The sequence below is a fragment of the Bradyrhizobium cenepequi genome (assembly GCF_020329485.1).
GTDB classification, from domain to species: Bacteria; Pseudomonadota; Alphaproteobacteria; order Rhizobiales; family Xanthobacteraceae; genus Bradyrhizobium; species Bradyrhizobium cenepequi.
Genome location: NZ_JAGKJI010000004.1, coordinates 239,538 through 260,445, shown reverse-complemented (window position 1 = coordinate 260,445; position 20,908 = coordinate 239,538). Strand labels below are relative to the sequence as shown.

The 20,908-nt window shown below is 62.4% G+C and carries 23 protein-coding genes; 19 read left to right on the top strand and 4 right to left on the bottom strand.

Going from position 1 to position 20,908, the window contains the following annotated elements:
* Positions 1-13: 13 nt before the first annotated feature.
* The 4 genes from J6497_RS08190 (at position 14) to J6497_RS08175 (ending at position 4,352) form a co-directional block, all read left to right on the top strand.
* The gene (locus J6497_RS08190; protein ID WP_225703741.1) at positions 14-781 is read left to right on the top strand and encodes a FadR/GntR family transcriptional regulator; all 768 of its coding nucleotides are present in this window, start codon (positions 14-16) and stop codon (positions 779-781) included.
* A gap of 57 nt (positions 782-838) precedes the next feature.
* Entirely contained in the window at positions 839-2,452 is a 1,614-nt protein-coding gene (locus tag J6497_RS08185) for an acyl-CoA synthetase (RefSeq protein WP_225703740.1), read from the top strand.
* An 83-nt stretch (positions 2,453-2,535) separates the two neighbouring features.
* Entirely contained in the window at positions 2,536-3,771 is a 1,236-nt protein-coding gene (locus J6497_RS08180) for an acyltransferase family protein (RefSeq protein ID WP_225703739.1), read from the top strand.
* Between the two features lie 263 nt (positions 3,772-4,034).
* Positions 4,035-4,352, top strand: coding sequence for a hypothetical protein (locus J6497_RS08175; RefSeq protein WP_225703738.1), 318 nt, complete (start codon positions 4,035-4,037; stop codon positions 4,350-4,352).
* Positions 4,353-4,517: 165 nt separating this feature from the next.
* Here the strand turns inward: J6497_RS08175 and J6497_RS41530 are convergent, their stop codons facing one another.
* The gene (locus J6497_RS41530; RefSeq protein WP_225703737.1) at positions 4,518-5,288 is read right to left on the bottom strand and encodes a GGDEF domain-containing protein; all 771 of its coding nucleotides are present in this window, start codon (positions 5,286-5,288) and stop codon (positions 4,518-4,520) included.
* On the opposite strand from J6497_RS41530, the gene J6497_RS08165 reads away from it, so the two are divergent.
* A complete protein-coding gene (locus tag J6497_RS08165) occupies positions 5,278-5,427 on the top strand; it encodes a hypothetical protein (protein WP_225703736.1) in 150 nt (49 codons plus the stop codon). The genes J6497_RS41530 and J6497_RS08165 overlap by 11 nt on opposite strands.
* Before the next feature lie 418 nt (positions 5,428-5,845).
* Here the strand turns inward: J6497_RS08165 and J6497_RS08160 are convergent, their stop codons facing one another.
* Positions 5,846-6,061 carry a dodecin family protein gene (locus J6497_RS08160; RefSeq protein ID WP_225703735.1) on the bottom strand — a complete coding sequence of 72 codons (216 nt, stop codon included), beginning with the start codon at positions 6,059-6,061 and terminating at the stop codon, positions 5,846-5,848.
* 359 nt (positions 6,062-6,420) lie between these two features.
* Between J6497_RS08160 and J6497_RS08155 the strand changes: the two genes are divergently transcribed.
* From J6497_RS08155 to J6497_RS08135, 5 genes are all read left to right on the top strand, one after another.
* Positions 6,421-7,416 (top strand): SMP-30/gluconolactonase/LRE family protein, encoded by a 996-nt coding sequence (locus J6497_RS08155; RefSeq protein ID WP_225703734.1) that lies wholly within the window; start codon positions 6,421-6,423, stop codon positions 7,414-7,416.
* A gap of 140 nt (positions 7,417-7,556) precedes the next feature.
* Entirely contained in the window at positions 7,557-7,925 is a 369-nt protein-coding gene (locus J6497_RS08150; RefSeq protein WP_225703733.1) for a winged helix-turn-helix domain-containing protein, read from the top strand.
* 80 nt (positions 7,926-8,005) lie between these two features.
* Positions 8,006-8,185: a DEAD/DEAH box helicase family protein gene (locus J6497_RS08145; RefSeq protein WP_376708176.1), complete on the top strand. Its 180-nt coding sequence runs from the start codon at positions 8,006-8,008 to the stop codon at positions 8,183-8,185.
* Positions 8,186-8,370: 185 nt separating this feature from the next.
* Complete coding sequence (locus tag J6497_RS08140; protein ID WP_225703732.1) at positions 8,371-9,006, top strand: 2-hydroxychromene-2-carboxylate isomerase; 636 nt, start codon at positions 8,371-8,373, stop codon at positions 9,004-9,006.
* Positions 9,007-9,054: 48 nt separating this feature from the next.
* Positions 9,055-10,254, top strand: coding sequence for a CaiB/BaiF CoA transferase family protein (locus J6497_RS08135; RefSeq protein WP_225703731.1), 1,200 nt, complete (start codon positions 9,055-9,057; stop codon positions 10,252-10,254).
* Between the two features lie 40 nt (positions 10,255-10,294).
* Here J6497_RS08135 and J6497_RS08130 read toward each other — a convergent pair whose 3' ends face one another.
* The gene (locus J6497_RS08130) at positions 10,295-11,197 is read right to left on the bottom strand and encodes a LysR family transcriptional regulator (RefSeq protein WP_225703730.1); all 903 of its coding nucleotides are present in this window, start codon (positions 11,195-11,197) and stop codon (positions 10,295-10,297) included.
* A 159-nt stretch (positions 11,198-11,356) separates the two neighbouring features.
* Here J6497_RS08130 and J6497_RS08125 point away from each other — a divergent pair, with 159 nt between their 5' ends.
* The 9 genes from J6497_RS08125 to J6497_RS08085 all read left to right on the top strand — a co-directional run bounded on the left by J6497_RS08125 (position 11,357) and on the right by J6497_RS08085 (position 19,596).
* The gene (locus J6497_RS08125; protein WP_225703729.1) at positions 11,357-12,577 is read left to right on the top strand and encodes an amino acid ABC transporter substrate-binding protein; all 1,221 of its coding nucleotides are present in this window, start codon (positions 11,357-11,359) and stop codon (positions 12,575-12,577) included.
* 122 nt (positions 12,578-12,699) lie between these two features.
* Complete coding sequence (locus tag J6497_RS08120) at positions 12,700-13,566, top strand: branched-chain amino acid ABC transporter permease (RefSeq protein ID WP_225703728.1); 867 nt, start codon at positions 12,700-12,702, stop codon at positions 13,564-13,566.
* A complete protein-coding gene (locus J6497_RS08115) occupies positions 13,563-14,498 on the top strand; it encodes a branched-chain amino acid ABC transporter permease (protein WP_225703727.1) in 936 nt (311 codons plus the stop codon). Before J6497_RS08120 ends, J6497_RS08115 begins: the two co-directional genes overlap by 4 nt.
* Positions 14,491-15,240 (top strand): ABC transporter ATP-binding protein, encoded by a 750-nt coding sequence (locus J6497_RS08110; protein ID WP_225703726.1) that lies wholly within the window; start codon positions 14,491-14,493, stop codon positions 15,238-15,240. Before J6497_RS08115 ends, J6497_RS08110 begins: the two co-directional genes overlap by 8 nt.
* Positions 15,233-15,964: an ABC transporter ATP-binding protein gene (locus J6497_RS08105; protein ID WP_376708175.1), complete on the top strand. Its 732-nt coding sequence runs from the start codon at positions 15,233-15,235 to the stop codon at positions 15,962-15,964. The genes J6497_RS08110 and J6497_RS08105 overlap by 8 nt, the downstream gene beginning before the upstream one ends.
* 45 nt (positions 15,965-16,009) lie before the next feature.
* On the top strand, positions 16,010-16,765 hold the full coding sequence (gene cnbZ / locus J6497_RS08100; RefSeq protein WP_225703724.1) for a 2-amino-5-chloromuconate deaminase CnbZ: 756 nt from the start codon (positions 16,010-16,012) through the stop codon (positions 16,763-16,765).
* Between the two features lie 302 nt (positions 16,766-17,067).
* Positions 17,068-18,663 carry a flavin monoamine oxidase family protein gene (locus J6497_RS08095; RefSeq protein ID WP_225703723.1) on the top strand — a complete coding sequence of 532 codons (1,596 nt, stop codon included), beginning with the start codon at positions 17,068-17,070 and terminating at the stop codon, positions 18,661-18,663.
* Between the two features lie 5 nt (positions 18,664-18,668).
* Positions 18,669-19,085: a c-type cytochrome gene (locus J6497_RS08090; RefSeq protein WP_225703722.1), complete on the top strand. Its 417-nt coding sequence runs from the start codon at positions 18,669-18,671 to the stop codon at positions 19,083-19,085.
* Positions 19,086-19,104: 19 nt separating this feature from the next.
* On the top strand, positions 19,105-19,596 hold the full coding sequence (locus J6497_RS08085) for a RidA family protein (RefSeq protein ID WP_225703721.1): 492 nt from the start codon (positions 19,105-19,107) through the stop codon (positions 19,594-19,596).
* Positions 19,597-19,598: 2 nt separating this feature from the next.
* Here the strand turns inward: J6497_RS08085 and J6497_RS08080 are convergent, their stop codons facing one another.
* Entirely contained in the window at positions 19,599-20,786 is a 1,188-nt protein-coding gene (locus J6497_RS08080; RefSeq protein ID WP_225703761.1) for a PepSY-associated TM helix domain-containing protein, read from the bottom strand.
* Between the last annotated feature and the right edge of the window lie 122 nt (positions 20,787-20,908).

Genomic DNA, 20,908 nt, shown 5'->3' with positions numbered 1-20,908 from the left:
ATTGAGGCCGCCTTTGCCCGCTTCACCGCTGTTTCGACGGATCGACGTCGCGCCCGCCTACCAGAAGGTGGCGGAGGCGATCGAACGCGAGATCGTCAGCGGCCGGATCAAGCCGGGAGACCCGATCGGGACCGAGCACGAACTGGTGCGGCAATTTGGCGTCAACCGCTCGACGGTGCGCGAGGGGATCCGGGTGCTGGAAGAGGGTGGGCTGCTACGGCGCGATTCCAGCCGCCGCCTGCAGGCCTGTCTGCCACGCTACAACAAGCTCGCAACGCGGCTCAGCCGTGCATTGGTGCTCCACGAGGTCACGTTCCGCGAATTGTTTGAAGCGTCGATGACGCTCGAGGTCGCGAGCACGGAATCCGCGGTCGAGCGTGCGACCGAAGAAGATATCGCCGAACTCGCGGGCAATCTGGCGCGAAGCGAGCAGGTCATCGCCGATCCCGCGGCGCTCGCAGAGTGCGACGCGGATTTCCACGTGCTGATGGCGAAAGCCTCGCACAACCGCGTGCTGCAGCTCGCGCGCGAGCCGGCCGCGCAATTGTTCTTTCCGACCACCGAGATGATCGTGAGCCATGTCCCGCAGGGCGCCTCGCGCCTGATCGAGGCGCATCGCCATCTCTTGGAGGCGATCCGGCGCCGCGACAAGGCGGCGGGCGCGCAGTGGATACGGCGTCACCTGCAGGACTGGCGCCGCGGCTTCGAGCGGGTTGCATCCCTCGACCGGTCGGTCGAGCATATGTACATGGAGCACGCAAAGGCGGTTCGGCGCAAATAGAACCGAAAAGACGTCGTCCGAACCAGCAAGAAACGGCGGACGTTCAGGGAGGGAAAAATGACCGCAGACATCACCACGACTATCCAGAAGGCGCGCGAGCAGAGCATCGGCGATCTCCTGCGCCGCTCGGCCCGGCGCTATCCCGACAAGACGGCGCTGATCTGCGGCGACGTGAGCTGGACCTATGCGGAGATGGACGCGATCTGCAATCGCCTTGGCCGTGGCCTTGGCGGTCTCGGGGTGAAGAAGGGCGATCGCGTCGCGGTGCTGTCGCGCAACTCGCAGGCCTTCGCGGCGCTGCGCTTTGCGCTCGCCAAGACTGGCGCCATCATGGTGCCGATCAATTTCATGCTGAACCCGGACGAGATCAACTTCATCCTCGCCAATTCCGGCGCCAGGCTGCTCTCCGTCGGCCCCGATCTCATCGAGGCCGGCCGTGCCGCGACCGCCAAAGGTACGGCGGTCGAGAAACTGATCTGGCTCCCGGGCGAAGATGCCGCCGAGCCGCCCAGGGACATCACAACCTTTGCGGACCTGCTTGCCGCTGACGCCTCGCCGCTCACGGCTTCCGTCGACAGCCGCGACGTTGCGCAGATCATCTATACCAGCGGCACGGAGTCGCTACCCAAGGGGGCCGTCCTCACCCATGAAGCCGTGATGTGGCAGTATGTGAGCTGCATCATTGACGGCGGCATGGCGGCGGAGGACACCATCCTGCACGCGCTGCCGCTCTATCACTGCGCACAGCTCGACGTCTTCCTCGGGCCCGGCATCTATCTCGGCGCGACCAACGTGATCACCGCAAAGCCGGTGCCGGATCACATCCTCGCGCTGATCGCAGCCCACAGGATCAACGCGTTCTTTGCGCCGCCGACGATCTGGATCGCGATGCTGCGCTCGCCGGCCTTCGACAAGACCGATCTGTCGAGCCTGCAAAAGGGCTATTACGGCGCATCCATCATGCCGGTGGAGGTGCTGCTCGAATTGCAGCGGCGTTTGCCGGGCGTCAAGTTCTGGAATTTCTACGGCCAGACCGAGATCGCGCCGCTCGCGACCGTGCTGAAGCCCGAGGATCAACTGCGCAAGGCCGGATCGGCGGGCAAGCCCGCACTCAACGTCGAGACGCGCGTGGTGAATGCCGACATGGAGGACGTCGGGGTGGGCGAGGTCGGCGAGATCGTCCACCGCTCGCCACATCTGTTGTCCGGCTACTACAATGATCCGGCCAAGACGGACGCTGCCTTTGCCGGCGGCTGGTTCCACAGCGGCGATCTCGCGACCGTCGATGCGGAGGGGCATGTCACCGTGGTCGATCGCGTCAAGGACATGATCAAGACCGGCGGCGAGAATGTCGCAAGCCGCGAGGTCGAGGAGATGATCTATCGGCTGCCGGCGGTCTCCGAAGTCGCGGTGGTCGGCCTGCCGGACCCGCGCTGGATCGAGGCGGTGACCGCGATCGTGGTGGTCAAGAATGGCGAAACGCTGGACGAGGAGACCGTCATTCAGCACTGCGCCGGCCAGATGGCGCATTTCAAGGTGCCGAAGCGCGTGGTCTTCGTCGACAGCCTGCCCAAGAACCCGAGCGGCAAATTGCTGAAGCGGGAGTTGCGCAAGCGCTTTCTTGGCAGCGAAACACTCGATCGTGCGATTCAGAAAAATTTTGCGGGCTGAGCAATCCGAACCCCGCAGCCGATCAAGCGGGCGTGAACGCATCACGCCGCCATAGCTGATCGGATTCCCTGAAGCGACAGTGTATGGTTGTGTCGCTGTCGTGGCTTGCCGCGGCAGCCAAGCAGCATCATTGCTACACGCAGGGGCCGATGCTCAAGAAGTCCGATGGCACCGAGCTGGCCGTGACGACCGGGACACGCATCGTTCCGCTCGATCGTGCGCGCACCTTCATCACCTTCCTGGTGGTGCTGTACCACGGCGTGATCAACTACACCTATTTCGGCATTGGCGGCGACCGGATGCGATGGCTCGGCTTCGACCTCATCGCGCTGTTCAATGACAGCTTCTTCATGGCCTGCATGTTCTTCATCTCGGGCCTGTTCGTTCACGACAGCCTGACGCGCAGGGGGCCGGCGAACTTCCTCGGCAGCCGCGCCTGGAGGCTCGGCATCCCGTATCTGGTGTCAATCCTCGTGCTGATGCCGATCGCCTACTATCGCTACTATCTGACGGAGTTCAGTTTCCCGCAGTTCTATTGGCACATGGTCACCGTCGGCCCATGGTCGTCGGGGTCGGCCTGGTTCCTGTGGGTGCTGCTTGCGCTCGATGCGATCGCGGCGCTGCTGTGGGCGGTGGCACCGCTCGCGATCCCGGCGCTTGGGCGGTTTGTCGACGGCTTCCGTCAGCGGCCGCTGATGGCCTTCGCCTCGTTCCTGATCTTCTCGATCGTCATCTATCTGCCGCTGCGCCTGACGTTCGGCGATTCCGCCTGGTTGGTGCCCGGCCATTATCCGCTGCCGATCCAGACCAGCCGCATCCTGCTGTATGCCGGCTATTTCTTCACCGGCGTCGCGGTCGGTGCCATCAGTCTGAGAGGCGGAATGCTGGTGGAGGGTGGCGAGGTGGCGAAACGCTGGATGCTATGGCTCACTTGCGGGCTCGCGTTCTACGGCGTCATCCTGCTTTTGGTCTATGTGCATCACAGCGTACTGCCGGATTTCCGTTCACCGCCGCTCTGGTGGCACACCGCCTATGGCCTGGCCTTTGCGATGTTCAACGCGGCGATGACATTCACGGTGCCTGCGCTGTTCCTGCGCTTCTCGCGATCGCAGTTTCGGTTCCTCGATGCGATGCGGCCTTCGGCCTACGGCATCTATCTCGTGCATTTCGTCCCGCTGATCTGGTTGCAATATCTCGTCTACGAGCCGGCATCGCCGGTGTTTGCCAAGTTCGCGATCGTCTTCCTGGGCACGCTCTTCATCAGTTGGGGCGCAACTATTCTGCTGCGAAAGATTCCGCTCGTGACACGCATGATCTGAAGAGTGCTGCGGCGCAGGCGGCTTGCTCGGGCCTGCCGGATTGAAGCTATGAAGTTTATATCGTCACGGATGCTTGCGGAGACTCCACGCCCGAGGCGCATGAACGGCCGGTCGAGCGCATGATCCAGAGACCTGCGTGCGCAAGAACAACGCGGTCGTTACCCACGTAACGCAATTCCGGATTTCCGAAATCTTTCTGTAGGCAGCCTGCTCGATCATTGTCGCCTGGTGGATACTCACTTCTAACACGAACAGGAGCTTCCATGAAGATTCAAGTCCACAGGCTCGCGATTGCACTCGCAATTGCCGTTCCTCTCGCAGTGGCCGCTACGGCCAAATCGTCTGCTGCGCCGATCAACGGCATGTTGATCAAGGCGGCGGTACCAGCCGTGACGACGGACGTGCGCTATCGGGCGCGTCGGGATTATCCCTACCCCCTGTACTACGGCTATCCCAGCTATAATTCGTACTGGGGCTATCCCGCCTATAATTCGTATTGGAGCTATCCGACCTATAATTCATATTGGAGTTATCCGAGCTATTACTACTCCTATCCCGGCTACGCCTACGGCTGGTGGTGACACCAGGCATTGGCAGCGTGCGGCTCCATCGAGCCGCCGCTAGCCAGGATGTATTTGAGGGATTCTATCGTTCCTCGACCATGCGTGTGTCGCTCTTAGGTCAAGCGTCTACATATCCTTCGTACGCTTCGTGCATCGTTCATGTATGAGCCCGCGACGGCAAGCCTAGGCGGCCAATCCGAAGTCCGAGAGCTTGACGCGATTGCGACCGGAGGTCTTCGCTTCATAGAGGGCTTCATCGGCGCGGATCAGCAGCGACTGGATCGTTTCGGATCGGGCGGCGTAGGCAATCCCACCGCTCACGGTGGTCCGGATGGGACCTAGAGGAGTGGGGACGGACATCGCTTCAATCTGCGCTCTTATGCGTTCGGCAACGGCGGCCGACGCCCTTGGGCTCGAGTTCGGCAAGACGATGCAGAATTCTTCGCCGCCTATTCGCGCGGCCAGATCGTTCGAACGGATATTTGCGGTGATGATCTCGGCAAAGGCCTTCAACGTCCGGTCGCCGGAATCGTGTCCGAACCGATCGTTGATGGTCTTGAAGTGGTCCAGATCCATCGCCACGACCGCTGTGCCAACCGGAACGTGGCCGGGCGGACCGTCAAACAGCGCGCGACGATTCAAGAGTCCGGTCAAGGCGTCGGTCATGGCTTCCGATTTATGCCGGTTCGCGATGCGCGCCTGATTGAGGGTGAGGGACAATGTGCCGATGCCGGTCAATCCGGCGATCACGACGATGGAGTTGATGTCTTCAGCCCAATTGGACGGACGAGCCGTCAGGACGAATTGGCCTTGTTCAGCAAGGGCGTAGCTACACGCGACGAATGATGCTGCAGCTAGCAGATAGAGCATCGCATTGGCGGCCATCAGAAGCGGGGATTCGGCGCGCGCTGTCCAGTATTGGAGAGCGGTCAGAAGGAGCAGGATGCCGATCACCGTATTTGCGAAGATCGTCCCGGTGCCGGAGTATCCGGTCGCGAATGCGGCGGATGCGCAGAGAATGCCAAAGCCGGCAACTGTGAGCGCCGTCAACCAGTTGAACCGACTTGAGCAGAATTTGGCTGAGCCTGCGTAGAGCAATCCGAAGCCGGACATAAGCAGCACGAAGGACACGAGCAGCAAATTGGCGTCGTACCTTTCAACGACGCTGCCAAAGAACGCTACGCCGGCGACAATAAAGGCAAGGCCGATCGACCAGCTTAGCAAGTGCGTCTCGGATTTTCCCACGGCCCACATCATGCAGAGCGTGAGTCCGAGGGACGCGCCCGAGAAGCCGATTGCGACGAGGATCGAGAACTGGTCGAGAAGCATGAGGCCGCGCCGAGATGGGATCGACCCTTAATACGTCATCGATCGTTACCCAAATGGTGGGACCGCAAGTCGTTTGCCGTGCAAGGTAATCAAATGGTTATCGGCTTCTGTTGAATCCAATCAGTGCAGCGGATTCCGATGAAACCCAACCTCGCCCCGCGCGCGGGGCGAGGTGCTTGATCTCAGGAGCCTTCGAACTTGAAGGATACGTTGAGCTTGGCGCGATAAGCCTCCACTTGTCCCTTGGCGTCCAGTTGCATATCGAGTTGGACGACCTCTGCGACGCGAAGATCTCGGAGAGAGTTTGCGGCTTGCCCGACCGCATTGGCCGCGGCCTTTTCCCAGGATTCGTTGCTGGTACCGATCAGTTCGATGACCTTGTAGACGCTCTCAGGCATGTCGTCCTCCTGTCCGGAATGAAGCAGGAAGCAGGTGCTCCCTGCTGCCGTCGAAACTAGCACAAACGATGCCATCGGTCGCATGTGGCGAAAGTGCGTAAGCTGGCGAGAGCCATCGAGTTGTGCGCATGCAGCGCTTCCTTTCCCTGCAGTTGCGAGGCTGAAGTGACAGCCGAGCGCTAAATCGCGGTGGGGCCTGGTTGCCAGCGATACGCAGCAGCCGCCGGCTTTCGTCTCGTTGTATCTTGTTGTATATATCCTGCGCGAACAGCCGGGCCGGAAGAGCTACGGAGTTCCGGTCCTGCAGGGCGCCTCAGGGGCATTGCCTCGTCCCATCAACGTCCATCAGGAACCATAACATGAAACAGAATGACAGCGTTGCCCTGTGCTCGCTGCGACAGGGAGACTTGCTCAAGAACCGCAATGCATGGGCGCTCGGCGCGGCCGGGTTGATCTTGCTCATGCTTGGCACGGCGCGTGCCGAGACACCGATCAGCGTTCCCGAAAAGAGTCATCCGGAGAGCGTCACGGCCAGCAGCGACGGCACGCTCTATTTCGGAAGCTTCAATCAGGGCGGCGTCATGAAGGCCGCACTTGGCGGGAAGGCCGAGCCGTTCATCAAGCCGGGCGCCAACGGCAGCCGCTCCGTGCTCGGTGTGCTCGCCGATGAGAAGAGCCGTACCTTGTATGTCTGCTCCAACGACCTGAGCGGCAGGGGCGTGCCGGGTCCGAGCGAGACCAAGGGGGCATGGCTGAAAACCTTCGATCTTGCCACCGGCGCCCCGAAGGGGAGCTTTCAATTGAAGGATGCCAAATCATTCTGCAATGACATCGCGATCGGCGGTGACGGAACCGCTTACGTCACCGACTCCTTCACGCCGACGGTCTACAGCCTGAAGCCGGGCGGCACCGCGCTCGAGGTGTGGGCGACCGATCCGCTGCTGGCGCCTGCGAAAGACGGAGTCGGGCTCGACGGCATCGCGATCGGATCGGACGGCCAGCTCTACGTTACGACTTTCATTCCCGCGAAACTGTTCAGGATCGCGATCAAGGATGGCAAGGCGGGCGCGATCACCGAGCTGAAGCCATCCCGTCCGCTGGATCACGCGGACGCCATGCGTGCGATCGGCGGCGACTTCCTGCTGATCGAAGGCGCCGGCCGGCTCGACAAGGTCACGGTGACGGGCGATGAGGCCAAGGTCGACGTGATCAAGGACGGTCTTGCCGAGCCGGTTTCGGTGACCCAGGTTGGCAACGTCGCATGGATCGCCGAGGGCAAGCTGTCCTACCTCATCGGTCCCAACAAGGGAAAGGATCCTGGTCCATTCGCGATCACGCCGGTTCCGTTAAAGTAACACGTGAGCTACCTGCTCTGGTGCAGCAGCGACCACTGCGCCGGCCGACGCCTGCTAACGGCGCTATCGGCTGGCGCTCATCTTGTCCGTGAAAAGCTTCAATGGCATTCTAAGGATCGGACGCAACCAACGGATTCTGCATGTCAAAACCGGGCGCCAAATCGCTTCCACATTTGAGCGTTCGCATCGATCTCGATAGCGACGAGAGGATCGGGCCCGGCAAGGTCCAGTTGCTCGAGCATATCCGCGATTGCGGGTCGATCTCGGCCGCAGGCCGCGCCATGGAGATGTCCTACAAGCGGGCGTGGGACCTCGTCGACGAGATCAACCGTATCTGCCGGCATCCCGCGGTCGAGCGGCAGACCGGCGGCAAGAATGGCGGCGGCGCGGTGTTGACGCCGTTTGGCCTCTCGCTGGTCGCCCGCTACCGCAAGATCGAACGCGATGCGGCGAGCGCGGTGCGCAAGGAGCTGGCGGCATTGCAGACCGATATCGGCCGCAAAGCGTAAAGCGGCGGCAAGTTTGCGCGCGGCATCGCAGCTGGTTGCGATCCCGCCGCGAACGTGCGCTCGGCGCAGACATCCCGGTCGTGATCGCCGTGCCCAATCACCGCTTCGCCCATTGGATCAAGTTCGCTGACGGCATGAGCGTCCGCCTCCGCTGCGACCGCGATGCGCTCGACGCATGGTGGAGCAACGTCTTGGCGCGGCATGCGAGGCTGGCGGCAAGCGAACATCAGGACGGTTTGCGACGTGTTGAAATGATGTGAGCGCGGCGCCGCATCGCGTCATGGAGACGTGGCGGTTTAACGCCGGCAATCCGAGAGCCGCAGGCCATCCCAAAGATTTGACAGTTCATTTTTGGAACTGTATGAGGGGACTGTAGTCAGGGCATGGCTGCGGGCCGCTTGCGCGTGGCAGGCGGAGAACAACGGATGCCCGCAAGGAGAGGCCGGTGGGAAGTCCCCTGAAGGTTGAATTCCTGTTCGATTTCGGCAGCCCGAACGCCTATCTGGCGGAACTTGTCATTCCGTCGATCGAACAGCGCACCGGCGTGAAGTTTGATTATGTGCCGATCCTGCTCGGCGGGATTTTCAAGGCAACGGGCAACGTGTCGCCAGCCGATTCGCTGCGTGGCATCAAGAACAAGGCGGAATATATGGCGCTGGAAACCGAGCGCTTCATCCGCCGCCACAACATCACGACCTATCGCCCGAACCTGTTCTTCCCGGTCAACACCTTGATGCTGATGCGCGGCGCAGTCGCCGCGCAGTTCGAAGGCGTGTTCGAGCCGTATTTCCGCGCCGCCTACCACCACATGTGGGAAGAGCCGAAGAAGATGGACGACGTCGAAGTGTTCCGCGCCGCGTTCAAGTCCTCCGGCCTTGACGCCGACAGGCTGATCGCACGGGCGCAGCAGGACGACGTGAAGAAGCGGCTGATCGATTTGACCGCAGATGCGGTCAACCGCGGCGCGTTCGGTTCGCCGACCTTCTTCGTTGGCAAGGAGATGTTCTTCGGCAAGGATCAGCTTCGCGATGTCGAGGAATCCATCGTCGAGCAGACAAGGCAGTTGGCGAGGAACGCATAAACGCCGGACAGCAGCGGCGGAGATCGCCGAATAAATCAGGAGAACGTAATGCCGGGCCCACTCAATGGCGTGCACGTGCTGGATCTGACCGGCGTGGTGTCGGGGCCGTTCGCGACCATGTTCCTTGCCGACCAGGGCGCCGACGTTCTCAAGATCGAGCCGATCGGCGGCGACATCACCCGCCGCAGCCGCGCCACCATCGACGAGGCTGGCGAATTCTCGGCGCTGTTCATTTCCTCCAATCGCGGCAAGCGCTCGCTTTCGATCGACGTCAAGAGCGAGGCGGGCCGCGAGGTGCTGGCCAAGCTCGTCGCGCAGGCCGACGTGCTGGTGCAGAATTTCCGGCCCGGCACCATGGAGCGCCTCGGGCTTGGCGCGGATGAGCTGCGCCAGCGGCATCCGCGATTGATCTATGTCTCGATCAGCGGCGTCGGCGAAACCGGACCTTATGTGAAGAAGCGGGTGTATGATCCGATCATCCAGGGATTATCGGGCTTCGCCGACATCCAGTCGCAGCCCGTCACCAACCGCCCGCAGATGATCCGCACCATCGTCTGCGACAAGACCACGGCGGTGATGACGGCGCAGGCGGTGGCGGCGGCGCTCTATGCGCGGGAGAAGACCGGGCAGGGCGATCACATCCGCGTCGCGATGCTGGATGCGATGATCTCCTATCTCTGGCCGGAAGGCATGATGCAATACACGGTGGTCGGTACTGAAGCGACCGCCGGCGATCCGAACGACCGGCCCGATCTCGTGTTCAAGACCAGCGACGGCTACATCACCGCCGGCACGATTTCGGATTCCGAATGGCAGGGTTTTTGTCGTGCCACCGGTGATCCCGAGCTCGCCAAGGATCCGCGCTTTGCGACGCCTTCCGCGCGCTCGGTGAACGCGACGGCGCGGATCAACAAGATGGCCGAATATATCGCGCAGCACACCACCGCCGAATGGCTCGCGCGGCTCGATGCGGCCGATGTTCCCTGCGCGCCGATCCTGCGCCGCGGCGAGATCATGCACAATGAGCAGGTGGTGGCGCGCGACATCATCACCGAATTCGAACAGCCCAAGGTCGGACGTGTGCGGCAGCCAAAGCCTGCGGCGCGTTTCGAAGTGAACGAGGCCGCGATCGGCGGACCGGCGCCCCGTGTCGGCGAGCATTCGCGCGAGGTGCTGCGCGAGCTCGGCTATGATGACGCCGCGATCGATCGGATGGTCAGCGAAAAGACCGTGCGGGTGGCGGTCTAATAGGGATGCGCTGCCCATCGCCGATGCAATCGATCTAGTTTCAGTCCTGCTCTTCCCGCATCCGGCTGATCAGGAGGTCGGCCACCAGCCGGCAGGAGGGCGACAGGTTTCGGCTCGCGAGCCGAACCATGGTGACCTGCGTCGCCTCCAGCCGCTTGTCACGTAGCGGCACGGCGACGAGCAGGCCGGCCTCGAGTGCCGGCACCGCCGCGACGCGTGGCAGGAAGGTGGCAAGATCCGTGCGGGCGGCGAGTGTCTGTGCGAAGGCGAGCGAGTTGGTCTCGTTGCAGACCTCGAGCCTGACCTTGGCCTGCGCGCAGGCGCGATCGACTTCCTGACGAATGCCGAAGGACGGATCGGGGACGACGACGCGCAGGCCCGCGAGCTCCTTCACGGTGCAACTCGCCTTGTTCGCCAGCGGATGGCGCGGCGAGACGATCAGGCACAGCGATTGCCGCATCCGCCCAAGCTCGATCAGGTCGCGGCGCGGCGCGCGGCCGAACACGAAGCCGAGGTCGACATCGCTATGGCCGACCTTCTCGGCCACGTCGCGCGAGCCCACCATCGTCATCGAGATCGAAATGCCCGGATATTCGCCGGCAAGGTCGACGGCGAAATTCGACAGAAAGCTCATCAGCATGCCCTCGACGCTGGCGATCCTGACCTGCCCACGGCGTGAGCTGTCGAATTCCTGCACCTTGACACGGATGCCGTCGAGCTGATCGCGGTTCTCGACCGCGTAGCGGTAGAGCAAGTGGCCGGCGCCGGTGAGCTGCATCCCGCGCGGGCCACGTTCGAACAGTTTTGCCGAAAGTTCCTCCTCGATCGCCTGCATCTGCCGGCTGATCGCGCTCGGCGCGATCCGGAGCGAGGCCGCCGCCTGCTTGATCGAGCCGCATTCGGTGACCTCGCGGAAATATCGGATTGCGGCTGACTCGATCATGCGGCTTCGTCCTCCTGTCGGCCTGCCCAACCAGGCGGCAGGCGGTGACAAGCGTTCGAATTATTCGATCTCAGACCTCTAATTTCAATGCTTTTATTCGAATGCAGGATTTGCCATGATTTTTATGTTTTAGTCGCTGGGGCCATGGAGAAATATTCTATGAGTAAGTCTTGGGTCGCTCGTTACGTGCGTCTTGCAGTCCCGCTATGGGCGGCGGTGGTCGCCGGCGGCGGGCTCGTCTCTCACGCATCGGCCGAGGACGTCATCCGTTTCGGCGCACCGCTGCCGATCACCGGCCCGCTCGCACCCGAGGCGATCAAGCAGCAGCAGGGCTATGACCTCTGGGCCGAGGAAGCGAACAGGTCGGGCGGCATTTCCGTCGGCGGCAAGAAATACAAGGTCGAGATCGTCTACGTCGACTATCAGTCGAACACGCCGCGTGCGGTGCAGGCGACCGAACAGATGATCACCCAGGGCAATGTCAACTTCATGTTCGGTGCCTTCGGCTCCGGCGCGGCCAAGGCGGCCAGCACGGTATCCGAGAAGTACAAGGTGCCGACGCTGGCGGCGACCGCGTCCTCCGTCCAGGTCTATGACCAGGGCTACAAATATCTGTTCGGCACCTTCACGCCGAACGACACGCTGACGACGCCGCTGACCCAGATCATCAAGGCCAAGGTGCCCGAGGTGAAGAAAGTCGCCATCCTCGCGCGCAACGACCTGTTCCCGCTCGCGATCGCGCAGGAAATGGAGAAGTCGGCCAAGGCGAACGGCTTTGACCTCGTCTATTTCGAGAAATATGCGATCGGCACGCTCGATCACTCGGCGGCGCTGTCGCAGATCAAGTCGCTGGCGCCGCAGTGGATCTTCGTCACCGGTTACATCAACGACCTGCTGCTGGTCCGCAAGCAGATGATCGACCAGGAGATGAAAGCGCCGGTCGTCACGATGATTGCCGGTCCCGCCTATCAGGAATTCATCGAATCGGGCGGCCCGACCGCCGAGAACATCACCAGTGCTTCCTGGTGGCATCCGGCCGCGCGGTACGAGGGCAAGGACATCTTCGGCTCGACCGAGAACTTCGTGAAGCTGTTCAAGGCGAAATACAAGAGCGAGCCGGACTACGGCCAGGCCTCGGCGGCCCTGTGCGGGGCGCTGTTCCAGATGGCGATCGAAAAGGCTGGCTCGCTCGATCGCGACAAGGTGCGCGACGAGCTCGCCAAGCTCGACGTGGTGACCTTCTTCGGCCCGGTTCGGTTCGGTCCGAATGGCCAGATCAACTCGCTCGATCCGCCGGTCTTCCAGATCCAGGGCGCCAAGCCGGTGGTACTGTTCCCGGATGCGATCAAGCAGGGCGAGCTCAAGGTCGGCGTCAATTGATGACCACCGTCATTGCGAGCAGAGCGACGCAATCCATGTCTCCACAAGTAGAAGCAATGGATTGCTTCGTCGCTTCGCCCCTCGCAATGACGCATAGCATTAAGCGCGATTAGGCATCACACATGCACGCAGCCCAGATCCTGGTGAACGCGGTCGTTCTTGGCTGCCTCTATGCCTGCATTGCGATCGGCTTTTCGCTGGTCTGGGGCGTGCTGAACGTCATCAACCTGATCCATGGCTCCTTCATCGTGCTCGGTGCCTATCTCGCCTTCGGGCTCTATAACTCGCTGCACATCTCGCCCTGGTATTCTGTCGCGGTCGCCGCGCCGTTGTTCTTCCTGCTCGGCTACCTCCTGCAGCGGCTGTTGATTAACCGCGTGATCACGGCCCCCGCGCTGGTGACGTTGACGCTGACCTTCGGGCTCGACCTGATCCTGAACAACGCGATGATCTATTTCTTCAAGGCCGATTACCGCAAGCTGACGCTGACGCCGTCGCTCGGATCGGTCTCGATCTTCGACGTGGTGGTGCCGGTCGACCGTCTCATCGCGACGGTTTCCGCGCTGGTACTCACCGGACTGCTCTATCTCCTGCTGCGGCACTCGCGCGTCGGCCGCGCCATTGTCGCGGTGCGGCTCGACCGCGACGCGGCCGTGCTGATGGGCGTCAACGTCAAGTCGATCTACGCGATTGCGTTCGGCCTTGGCGCTGCGCTTGCCGGCTGCGCCGGCGTGCTGATGGCGCTGATCTTTCCGATCTCGCCATTGACCTCGTCGGGCTATCTCGGAAAGGCCTTCGTGGTCTGCGTGCTCGGCGGCCTCGGTAGCGTCTCGGGTGCGCTCGCGGGCGGGCTGTTGCTGGCGCTGGTCGAAGGGATCGGCTCGACCTTCTTCGGCCCGGCTCATGCGACCACGCTGTCCTTCATTCTGCTCATTATCTTCCTGATCCTGCGCCCTCAGGGGCTCCTTGGCCGGAAGGGCTTCGAATGACGAAGTCGAACATTGCGCTGCTCGTCCTGCTCGCGATCGTCGCATCGCTGCCGCTGTTCGGCGGCGCTTATACGCTGCGGCTTGGCACCATCGCCTGCATGTATGCCATCCTGGCGCTGTCCTGGAACGTGGTCGGCGGCTTTGCCGGCTACCCCTCGTTTGCGACCGCCGCCTTCTTCGGCTTCGGCGCCTACACCACCGGCGTCTTGCTCAACAAGGGCTTGCCGCTTTGGCTTTGCGTCGTTATCTCGGCCGTCGCTGCCTTGCTGATTACGGCGGCACTCGGCGCGGCGCTGCTCCGTCTGCGCGGACATTACTTTGCAATCGCCAGTCTCTCGCTGGTCGAGGTGCTGCGCGAACTCGTCAACAATGCCACCGATCTCACCGGTGGCGGCATGGGCCTCAACATCCCCCTGGTGTCCGGCTCCGGCGTGCTCGCGGAAGCGATGTCCTTCTTCTACGCGATGTGGATCCTGCTGCTGCTCACCGCATTGATGGTGATGGCGGTCGCGGGCTCCAAGCTCGGCTTCGGGCTCGCCTGCATCCGCCAGAACGAGACCGCCTCCAGCATGGTCGGCCTCAATACCACGCTCTACAAGAGCATCGCCTTCGGCCTGTCGGCCTGTTTCGTCAGCGCGGCCGGCGGCATCTATGCCGCCTGGGTGCACTATATCGACCCGTCCGACGTCTTCGACATCCTCTATTCCGTGAAGCCGATTGTGATGGCGCTGATGGGCGGGCTCGGCTCGCCGCTCGGGGTTGCCTGCGGCGCATTCCTCTATCTCGCGCTCGAGGAGGTGGTCTGGCGCAACTACATCCAGATCCACACCGGTGTGCTCGGGCTGATCATCGTCCTCTTGCTCCTGTTCCTGCCGCACGGCCTGATCTCGTTGCGGCCGGCCAACCTCTGGCGACGGGTCAAGCATGTCTGAGATCCTTCGCCTGGAAAACGTATCCCGGCATTTCAGCGGCCTGCAGGCGCTGCGCGACGTCACGCTCACCGTCAACAAGGGCGAGGTGCTCGGCCTTATAGGACCAAATGGCGCCGGCAAGACCACGCTGGTCAACACCATTTGCGGCGTCACGCCGGCCAATTCCGGCAAGATCATTTTCGACGGCAAGGACATCACGCCGATCAAGACCTATCAGGCGGCGCGTCTCGGCCTGTCGCGCACTTTCCAGATCGTGCAGCCCTTTGCCGAATTTACCGCGCTCGACAATGTCGCGGCAGCCGCGCTGTTCTCGCAGCCGGGCCAAAGCCTGAAGGTGGCGCGTGAGCAGGCAATGGCCCATCTGGTCTATGTCGGCCTCGAGCTGCAGGCCAATCACCCTGCCGCGACGCTGACGCTCGCCATGCGCAAGCGGCTCGAGCTTGCGAAAGCGCTCGCGATGAAGCCAAAACTGTTGTTCCTCGACGAGGTCAATGCCGGCCTCAACAGCGCCGAGGTCGAGCGCGCAACGAAGCTGATCCATGAGCTCGCCGCCAGCGGCATCACCATCGTGATGATCGAGCATCTGATGAAGGTCGTGCTCAACGTCTGCACCCGCATCGCGGTGCTGCACAATGGCGCGCTGATCGCCGACGGCGCACCGCGCGAGGTGATCGAGAATCCCGCTGTTGTCGAGGCCTATCTCGGCCAACAATATGCGAAACGGAATGCCGCCCGTGGCTAGCTCCCTGATCATCGAATTGAAAGGGCTGTGCGCCGGCTATGGCGAGATCCAGGTGCTGTGGGGCATCGATCTCGAAGTCCGCCACGGCGAGATCACCGCGTTGATCGGCTCCAACGGCGCCGGCAAGACCACGCTGATGCGGGCGCTCTCTGGCCTGATCCCGACCACCGCAGGCAACTATTTCTCCGAAGGCCGCGACCTCACCGGCGACACCGCCGCCGAGATCCTGGCCCACGGCATCGTGCACGTGCCGGAAGGGCGGCGGTTGTTCGGCGCGATGAGCGTCGAGGAGAACCTCCTGATGGGCGCATATTTGCGCGATGCGAGCCGCGCCGAGATCAATCGTGACCTCGATCAGGTCTATGCCACGTTCCCGAAGCTGCGCGAGCGGCGGCGGCAGGCGGCGGCGACCTTGTCCGGCGGTGAGCAGCAGATGTGCGCGATCGGCCGCGGCCTGATGAGCGCGCCGCTGCTGTTGATGATCGACGAGCTGTCGCTTGGGCTTTCGCCCTTGCTGGTCGAACAGCTCGTGGTGGCGCTGCGAGAACTCAACGCCAACGGAACGTCGATCCTGCTGGTGGAGCAGGACGTCACCATCGCACTCGATCTCTGCCACCGCGCCTTTGTCATGGACATGGGCCGCATCGTGCGGAGTGGCTCGGGCTCCGAGCTGCTCGCCGATCCGATCGTGCGCGACGCTTATCTCGGCGTTCTCCACGAATGACCGAACCCGAGCTTTCCTAACCCCGTTACGTTGCAAAGAGGTGTGATGATTACGACCATCGAGGTTCAAGACGGCGGTTATCGCTTTATGCCCGGCGTCAGCCAGTATTCCTGCGGCATCGGCGCGCTTCCTGACTTCACCATCGAGCGCGTGCGTTTTGCCGATCCGGTGCCGCTGAAGGCGGGCTTTGCGCGGATCGCCGAAATCCTCAAAAGCGCCGGCCGTCCGCTGACGGCGTTCGGCGCCTGTGAATTGCGCTCGCCCGCACCGTTCACGGAGGAGGGCTTTCGCGCCTTCAACGACATCTACATCAAGACCCTGATCGAATGGGGCGTGATGAAGGACGGCGTCAATCCGGTGGCGCGCAGCAATGTCTGTCCGAAGATCGATCCGCCGTCCGAGCCTTGCTTTCACGCCTTCTCCTATGTGGTGCCTGCGCCGCAGGCTGTGCCATCCTTCGTGATCGCCGGCAGCGGCGAGTCGGCCGAGGGCAAGGCGAACTATCGCGATCACATCATCAGCCCCGGCGACGTCAGTCCGGCGGGCATGCTTGCCAAGGCCAAATGGGTGCTGGACGAGATGGAACGCCGGATGAGCGCGTTCGGCGGCACCTGGAAACAGACGACCGGCGTGCAGCTTTATACCGTGCAGGACGTCTATTCGATCCTGGAAAGCGAACTCGGCCGCCGCGGTGTGTTCAGGAACGGCCTGACCTGGCATTTCAACCGCCCGCCGGTGGTCGGTCTCGACTACGAGATGGATTGCCGCTGCGTCCACATCGAAAAGGTGATCCAGGCGTGAAGACTCCCTCTCCCCGTTCTTACGGGGAGAGGGTTGGGGTGAGGGGCCCTATCCGCATAAACGGTGACAGACGTATTCGCGGAGACTCCCCCTCACCCGAAATTCAAGCTGCGCTTGAATTTCGACCTCTCCCCGCAAGCGGGGCGAGGTGCAGCGGGGTTCGCCTCACGACCTTGCATCATCACATCCAACGCGCATCAAAAGCGCGTGTTGCCGCGCGTCCAAGTAAGCCGCTTCCTTGACAGGCGAGGAGCCAAACCGTTTCCTTTGGCTGCTCGAGATCTGATCCGGCTGGGACGTCAATGCAAAGCGAAACGGCAGTCATCAGGCGGCGTGATCTTTTCTCGTTGATCGGCGCGATGGCCGGCAGCGCGGCGATGTATCACGCGATGATGAGCCTCGGCTTCGCCTCCGAGTCGACTTACAAGGGGCCGGTGAGGCTCGAAGGGGACCCGAACGGCGCATCCGTCCTGATCCTCGGCGCGGGACTTGCCGGCATGACCGCGGCGCTGGAGTTGCGCAAGGCGGGCTACAAGGTCCAGATCCTCGAATTCAACAACAGGGCAGGCGGCCGCAACTGGACCTTGCGCGGCGGCGACACGTTTGCCGAACTCGGTGGCTATAAGCAGACCTGCGAATTCGACCGCGGGCTCTACATCAACCCAGGCCCGTGGCGGATTCCCTACCACCATCGTGCACTGCTGGATTATTGCAAGCGGCTCGGGGTCGCGCTCGAGCCCTTCATTCAGTTGAATCACAATGCCTATCTACACGCCTCGCGTGCGTTCGGCGGTCAGCCGCAAAAGATCCGCGCCATCAAGGCGGATTTCCAAGGCCAGGTTTCCGAACTGCTTGCGAAAGCAACCCAGCAGGGCGGGCTCGACGAGACTGTGTCCAAGGAAGATCAGGAGATCCTGCTGCAGGCGCTGCGCTCCTGGGGCGCGCTCGATTCCGACTACAGATATAATGCCAATCTCGTCTCGGCCGAGTTCCGTGGCTATGCGCGCGAGCCAGGCGGGGGCTTAAGTCCGGAGCCGTTGCCGAGCGATCCCGTCACCTTGTCGGACCTGTTGCGGTCGCGGGTCTGGCGTTACTTGCAGAATTTCGCGCGCTATAGCTTCCAGACCACGATGTTCCAGCCGGTCGGCGGCATGGACATGATCGGCAAGGCCTTTGCAAGGGAGGTCACCGACCTCATCCGCTACAACGCCAAGGTGACGCAGATCCGGCAGAACGACCGGGGCGTCACGGTGAGCTATGTCGACACCACAAGTCCCGCGACGGTGCTGCACGCGACAGCCGATTGGTGCATCTGCACGATCCCGCTGTCGATCCTGAGTCAGATCTCGATCGACGTCGGCAGCCGCATGCAGGCCGCGATCGACGCCGTGTCCTATGCCGGCTCGGTCAAGATCGGACTGCAGTTCAAGCGTCGCTTCTGGGAGGAGGACGAGGCGATCTATGGCGGCATCACCTATACCGACCTGCCAATCCGGCAGATCGCCTATCCCAATGACGGTTTCAATCGCGCCGGACGCGGCGTGCTGTTAGGGGCCTATCTGTTCGAGACTGCGAATGCCTACGAGTTCACCGCAATGACGCCGAAGGAACGGGTCGCAAGCGCCGTCGAGTTCGGCTCCCTGATCCATCCGCAATACAAGCAGGAGTTCGAGAACGGGGTTGCGGTCGCCTGGCATCGCGTGCCCTTCACCCTTGGTTGCAGCGGCGAATGGAGCGACGAGGGCAGGGCGAAGCACTACAGGAATCTATGCCAGATCGATGGGCGGATCGTGCTGGCCGGCGAGCACGCGTCCGATCTGCCGGCCTGGCAGGAGGGGGCGATCCTGTCCTCGCTCGACGCCATCGCGCGATTGCACGAGCGGGTGGTGAAAACGTGAGGCCGATGAAAGCCAATCTGATTGTGCTAAGGGCAGGCGCCGCGCTGCTCGCGTTCTTGCCTGCGGCCACAGGCTTTGCGCAGGACAGCGCCGCCATGCGCCCGACCTTCAGCTCGGACTATCGCTTCGTCGAAATGACCGGCGAGGAACTGTTCGCCAATGTCTGCCAGGGCTGCCACATGCCTGATGCCTCGGGCGCCGTCGGCGCGGGCGCCTATCCCTCGCTGATTGCCAACCGAAATCTTGCCACCAGCAGCTATGCCGTCCATCTCGTCGTCAACGGTCGGCGCGGCATGCCGGCCTTCGGCGACATGATGACCGATGGCCAAGTTGCCGCGGTTGTGAATTATCTCAGGACGCATTTCGACAACAGCTACACCGACGTGGTGACGGCCACGGAAGTCAGGGGAGCGCGCCGCTGAGTCAAATTGGGGGAAACAGATGAAATTTCGTGCAATGCTGCTGGTCGCTTCGCTCTCGGCCGCGGCTTCCGCGCCCGCGCGAGCTGAGATCGTCAGGCATCCAATTCCCAATTCGACATTCCCGATCGCGCAATCGGTGCAGGTCAGCGGCAACGCCACGATCTATTATGTCAGTGGCCAGGTGCCGCCGGTGATCAACAAGGACGCCGATGCTTCGAGCCGGGAGGCCTATGGCGACACCAAGGCCCAGACCGTCGGCGTGCTGAACCGGATCAAGGGCATCCTTGAGGGGCTCGGCCTTGGCATGGGCGACGTCATCAAGATGCAGGTGTTCCTGGTGCACAGCCCGAATGCGCCGATGGACTTCAAGGCTTTCATGGAAGGCTACACCCAGTTCTTCGGTGGCAGCCAGCCGAACCTGCCGGCACGCTCGGTGGTCGGCGTTGCCTCGCTCGCCAATCCCGGCTTCCTTGTCGAGATCGAGGTGGTCGCGGCGAAGGACGCGAAATAGGTTCACGGCCGAGCGATGCGCTCGTCTGGAACCAGGTTCTCAAGTGTCGGCCGCGAGAGACGCCGATGCCTTCGGCGCGAAAGATACAGCAGAAGGCCGGTGACCACGAGCAGCGGCATCAGCGCCGCGGCGACCATGAACAGCAGCTTGCCCAGCCAACCAAATATGCTGCCGCGGTGAATATCGAGTACGCTCGAAAGCGTCCGCTCGCCGATGGTCTTGTCCGCGTAAATATCCGACGACGCCAGCCGGCCGGTGACGGCATCGATGCGGAATTCGTCGCGCGCGCCTGGATGCGAGGCATCGCGCGCCCAGGACCGGATCCGCACGACGGTATCAGCACCAGGCGGCAGCGTCAGTTGGGCCGTCGCGAAACGGCTCCCCTGTTCGTGCAGGAATGTCGCCCATACCCGATCGAGCGCAAGCGGCTTGGCATCGGCTGCGCCGACGTCTCGCGCCGGCTTGGGCTTCATCGGTGCGGCAGCGTTCGAAGGACGTGACAGCAGCCAGGTGGCGCCGTTCTTGTACCAGTCGAACGAATACCACAGGCCGGTGAGCACCATCACCAGGTAGATCGGCAGCACCCAGGTTCCAGCGACGGCATGCAGCGACCTGTGCAGGCCGCGACCGCGCAACGCCAAATTCGGCTTTAGCCACATTTTCACGCTGCGGGCGCGATGCGGCCATCGCAGCACGATCCCGGAGATCAGCATTGCGATCAGGCAGATCGCGGACAGGCCGGTGATTTGCCGGCCATAGCCCTTGGCATCGCCGGGCAACAACAGCCAGCGATGCAGTTTGCGGACAGTGATGAAAAATTGCTCGCCCCGTGGCGCGCCGAGCACACGCGCATCATAGGGATCGACATAGATCGAGGAAGGCCGGGCGCCGCCCTCGTTGCGGGCAAACCGGATCCGCACCGCCGCGGACGGGTCACTGGCCATCGTCACGGCCGAAACCTTGCCGAAATCGGGATTCGTCTGCAGTCGCGCGATCAATTGGTCCGGCGTCAGCATCGGGGTCGAGCGAGCTTCGACCCGCATGATCCCGACGTTCAGGCTGGCCTGGATTTCATCCTCGAAGCTCATCGTCGCGCCGGTGATCCCGACGAGAGCCAGCACCAGCGAAAGCGCAAGGCCAATGACGGAATGGACCTGCAACAGGGCGGTCTTGATCGCGTGCTTGGTCATGAATTGAAAGGAACAGGTCGCGTGATCAGCGTCGAAATCGGCGAGGCCTGTGATCACCGCCCACTCAACAGCGTTATCTGAACGATACCGGAAAGATGTCTGTGAGGCCACTCAAGCCGCGT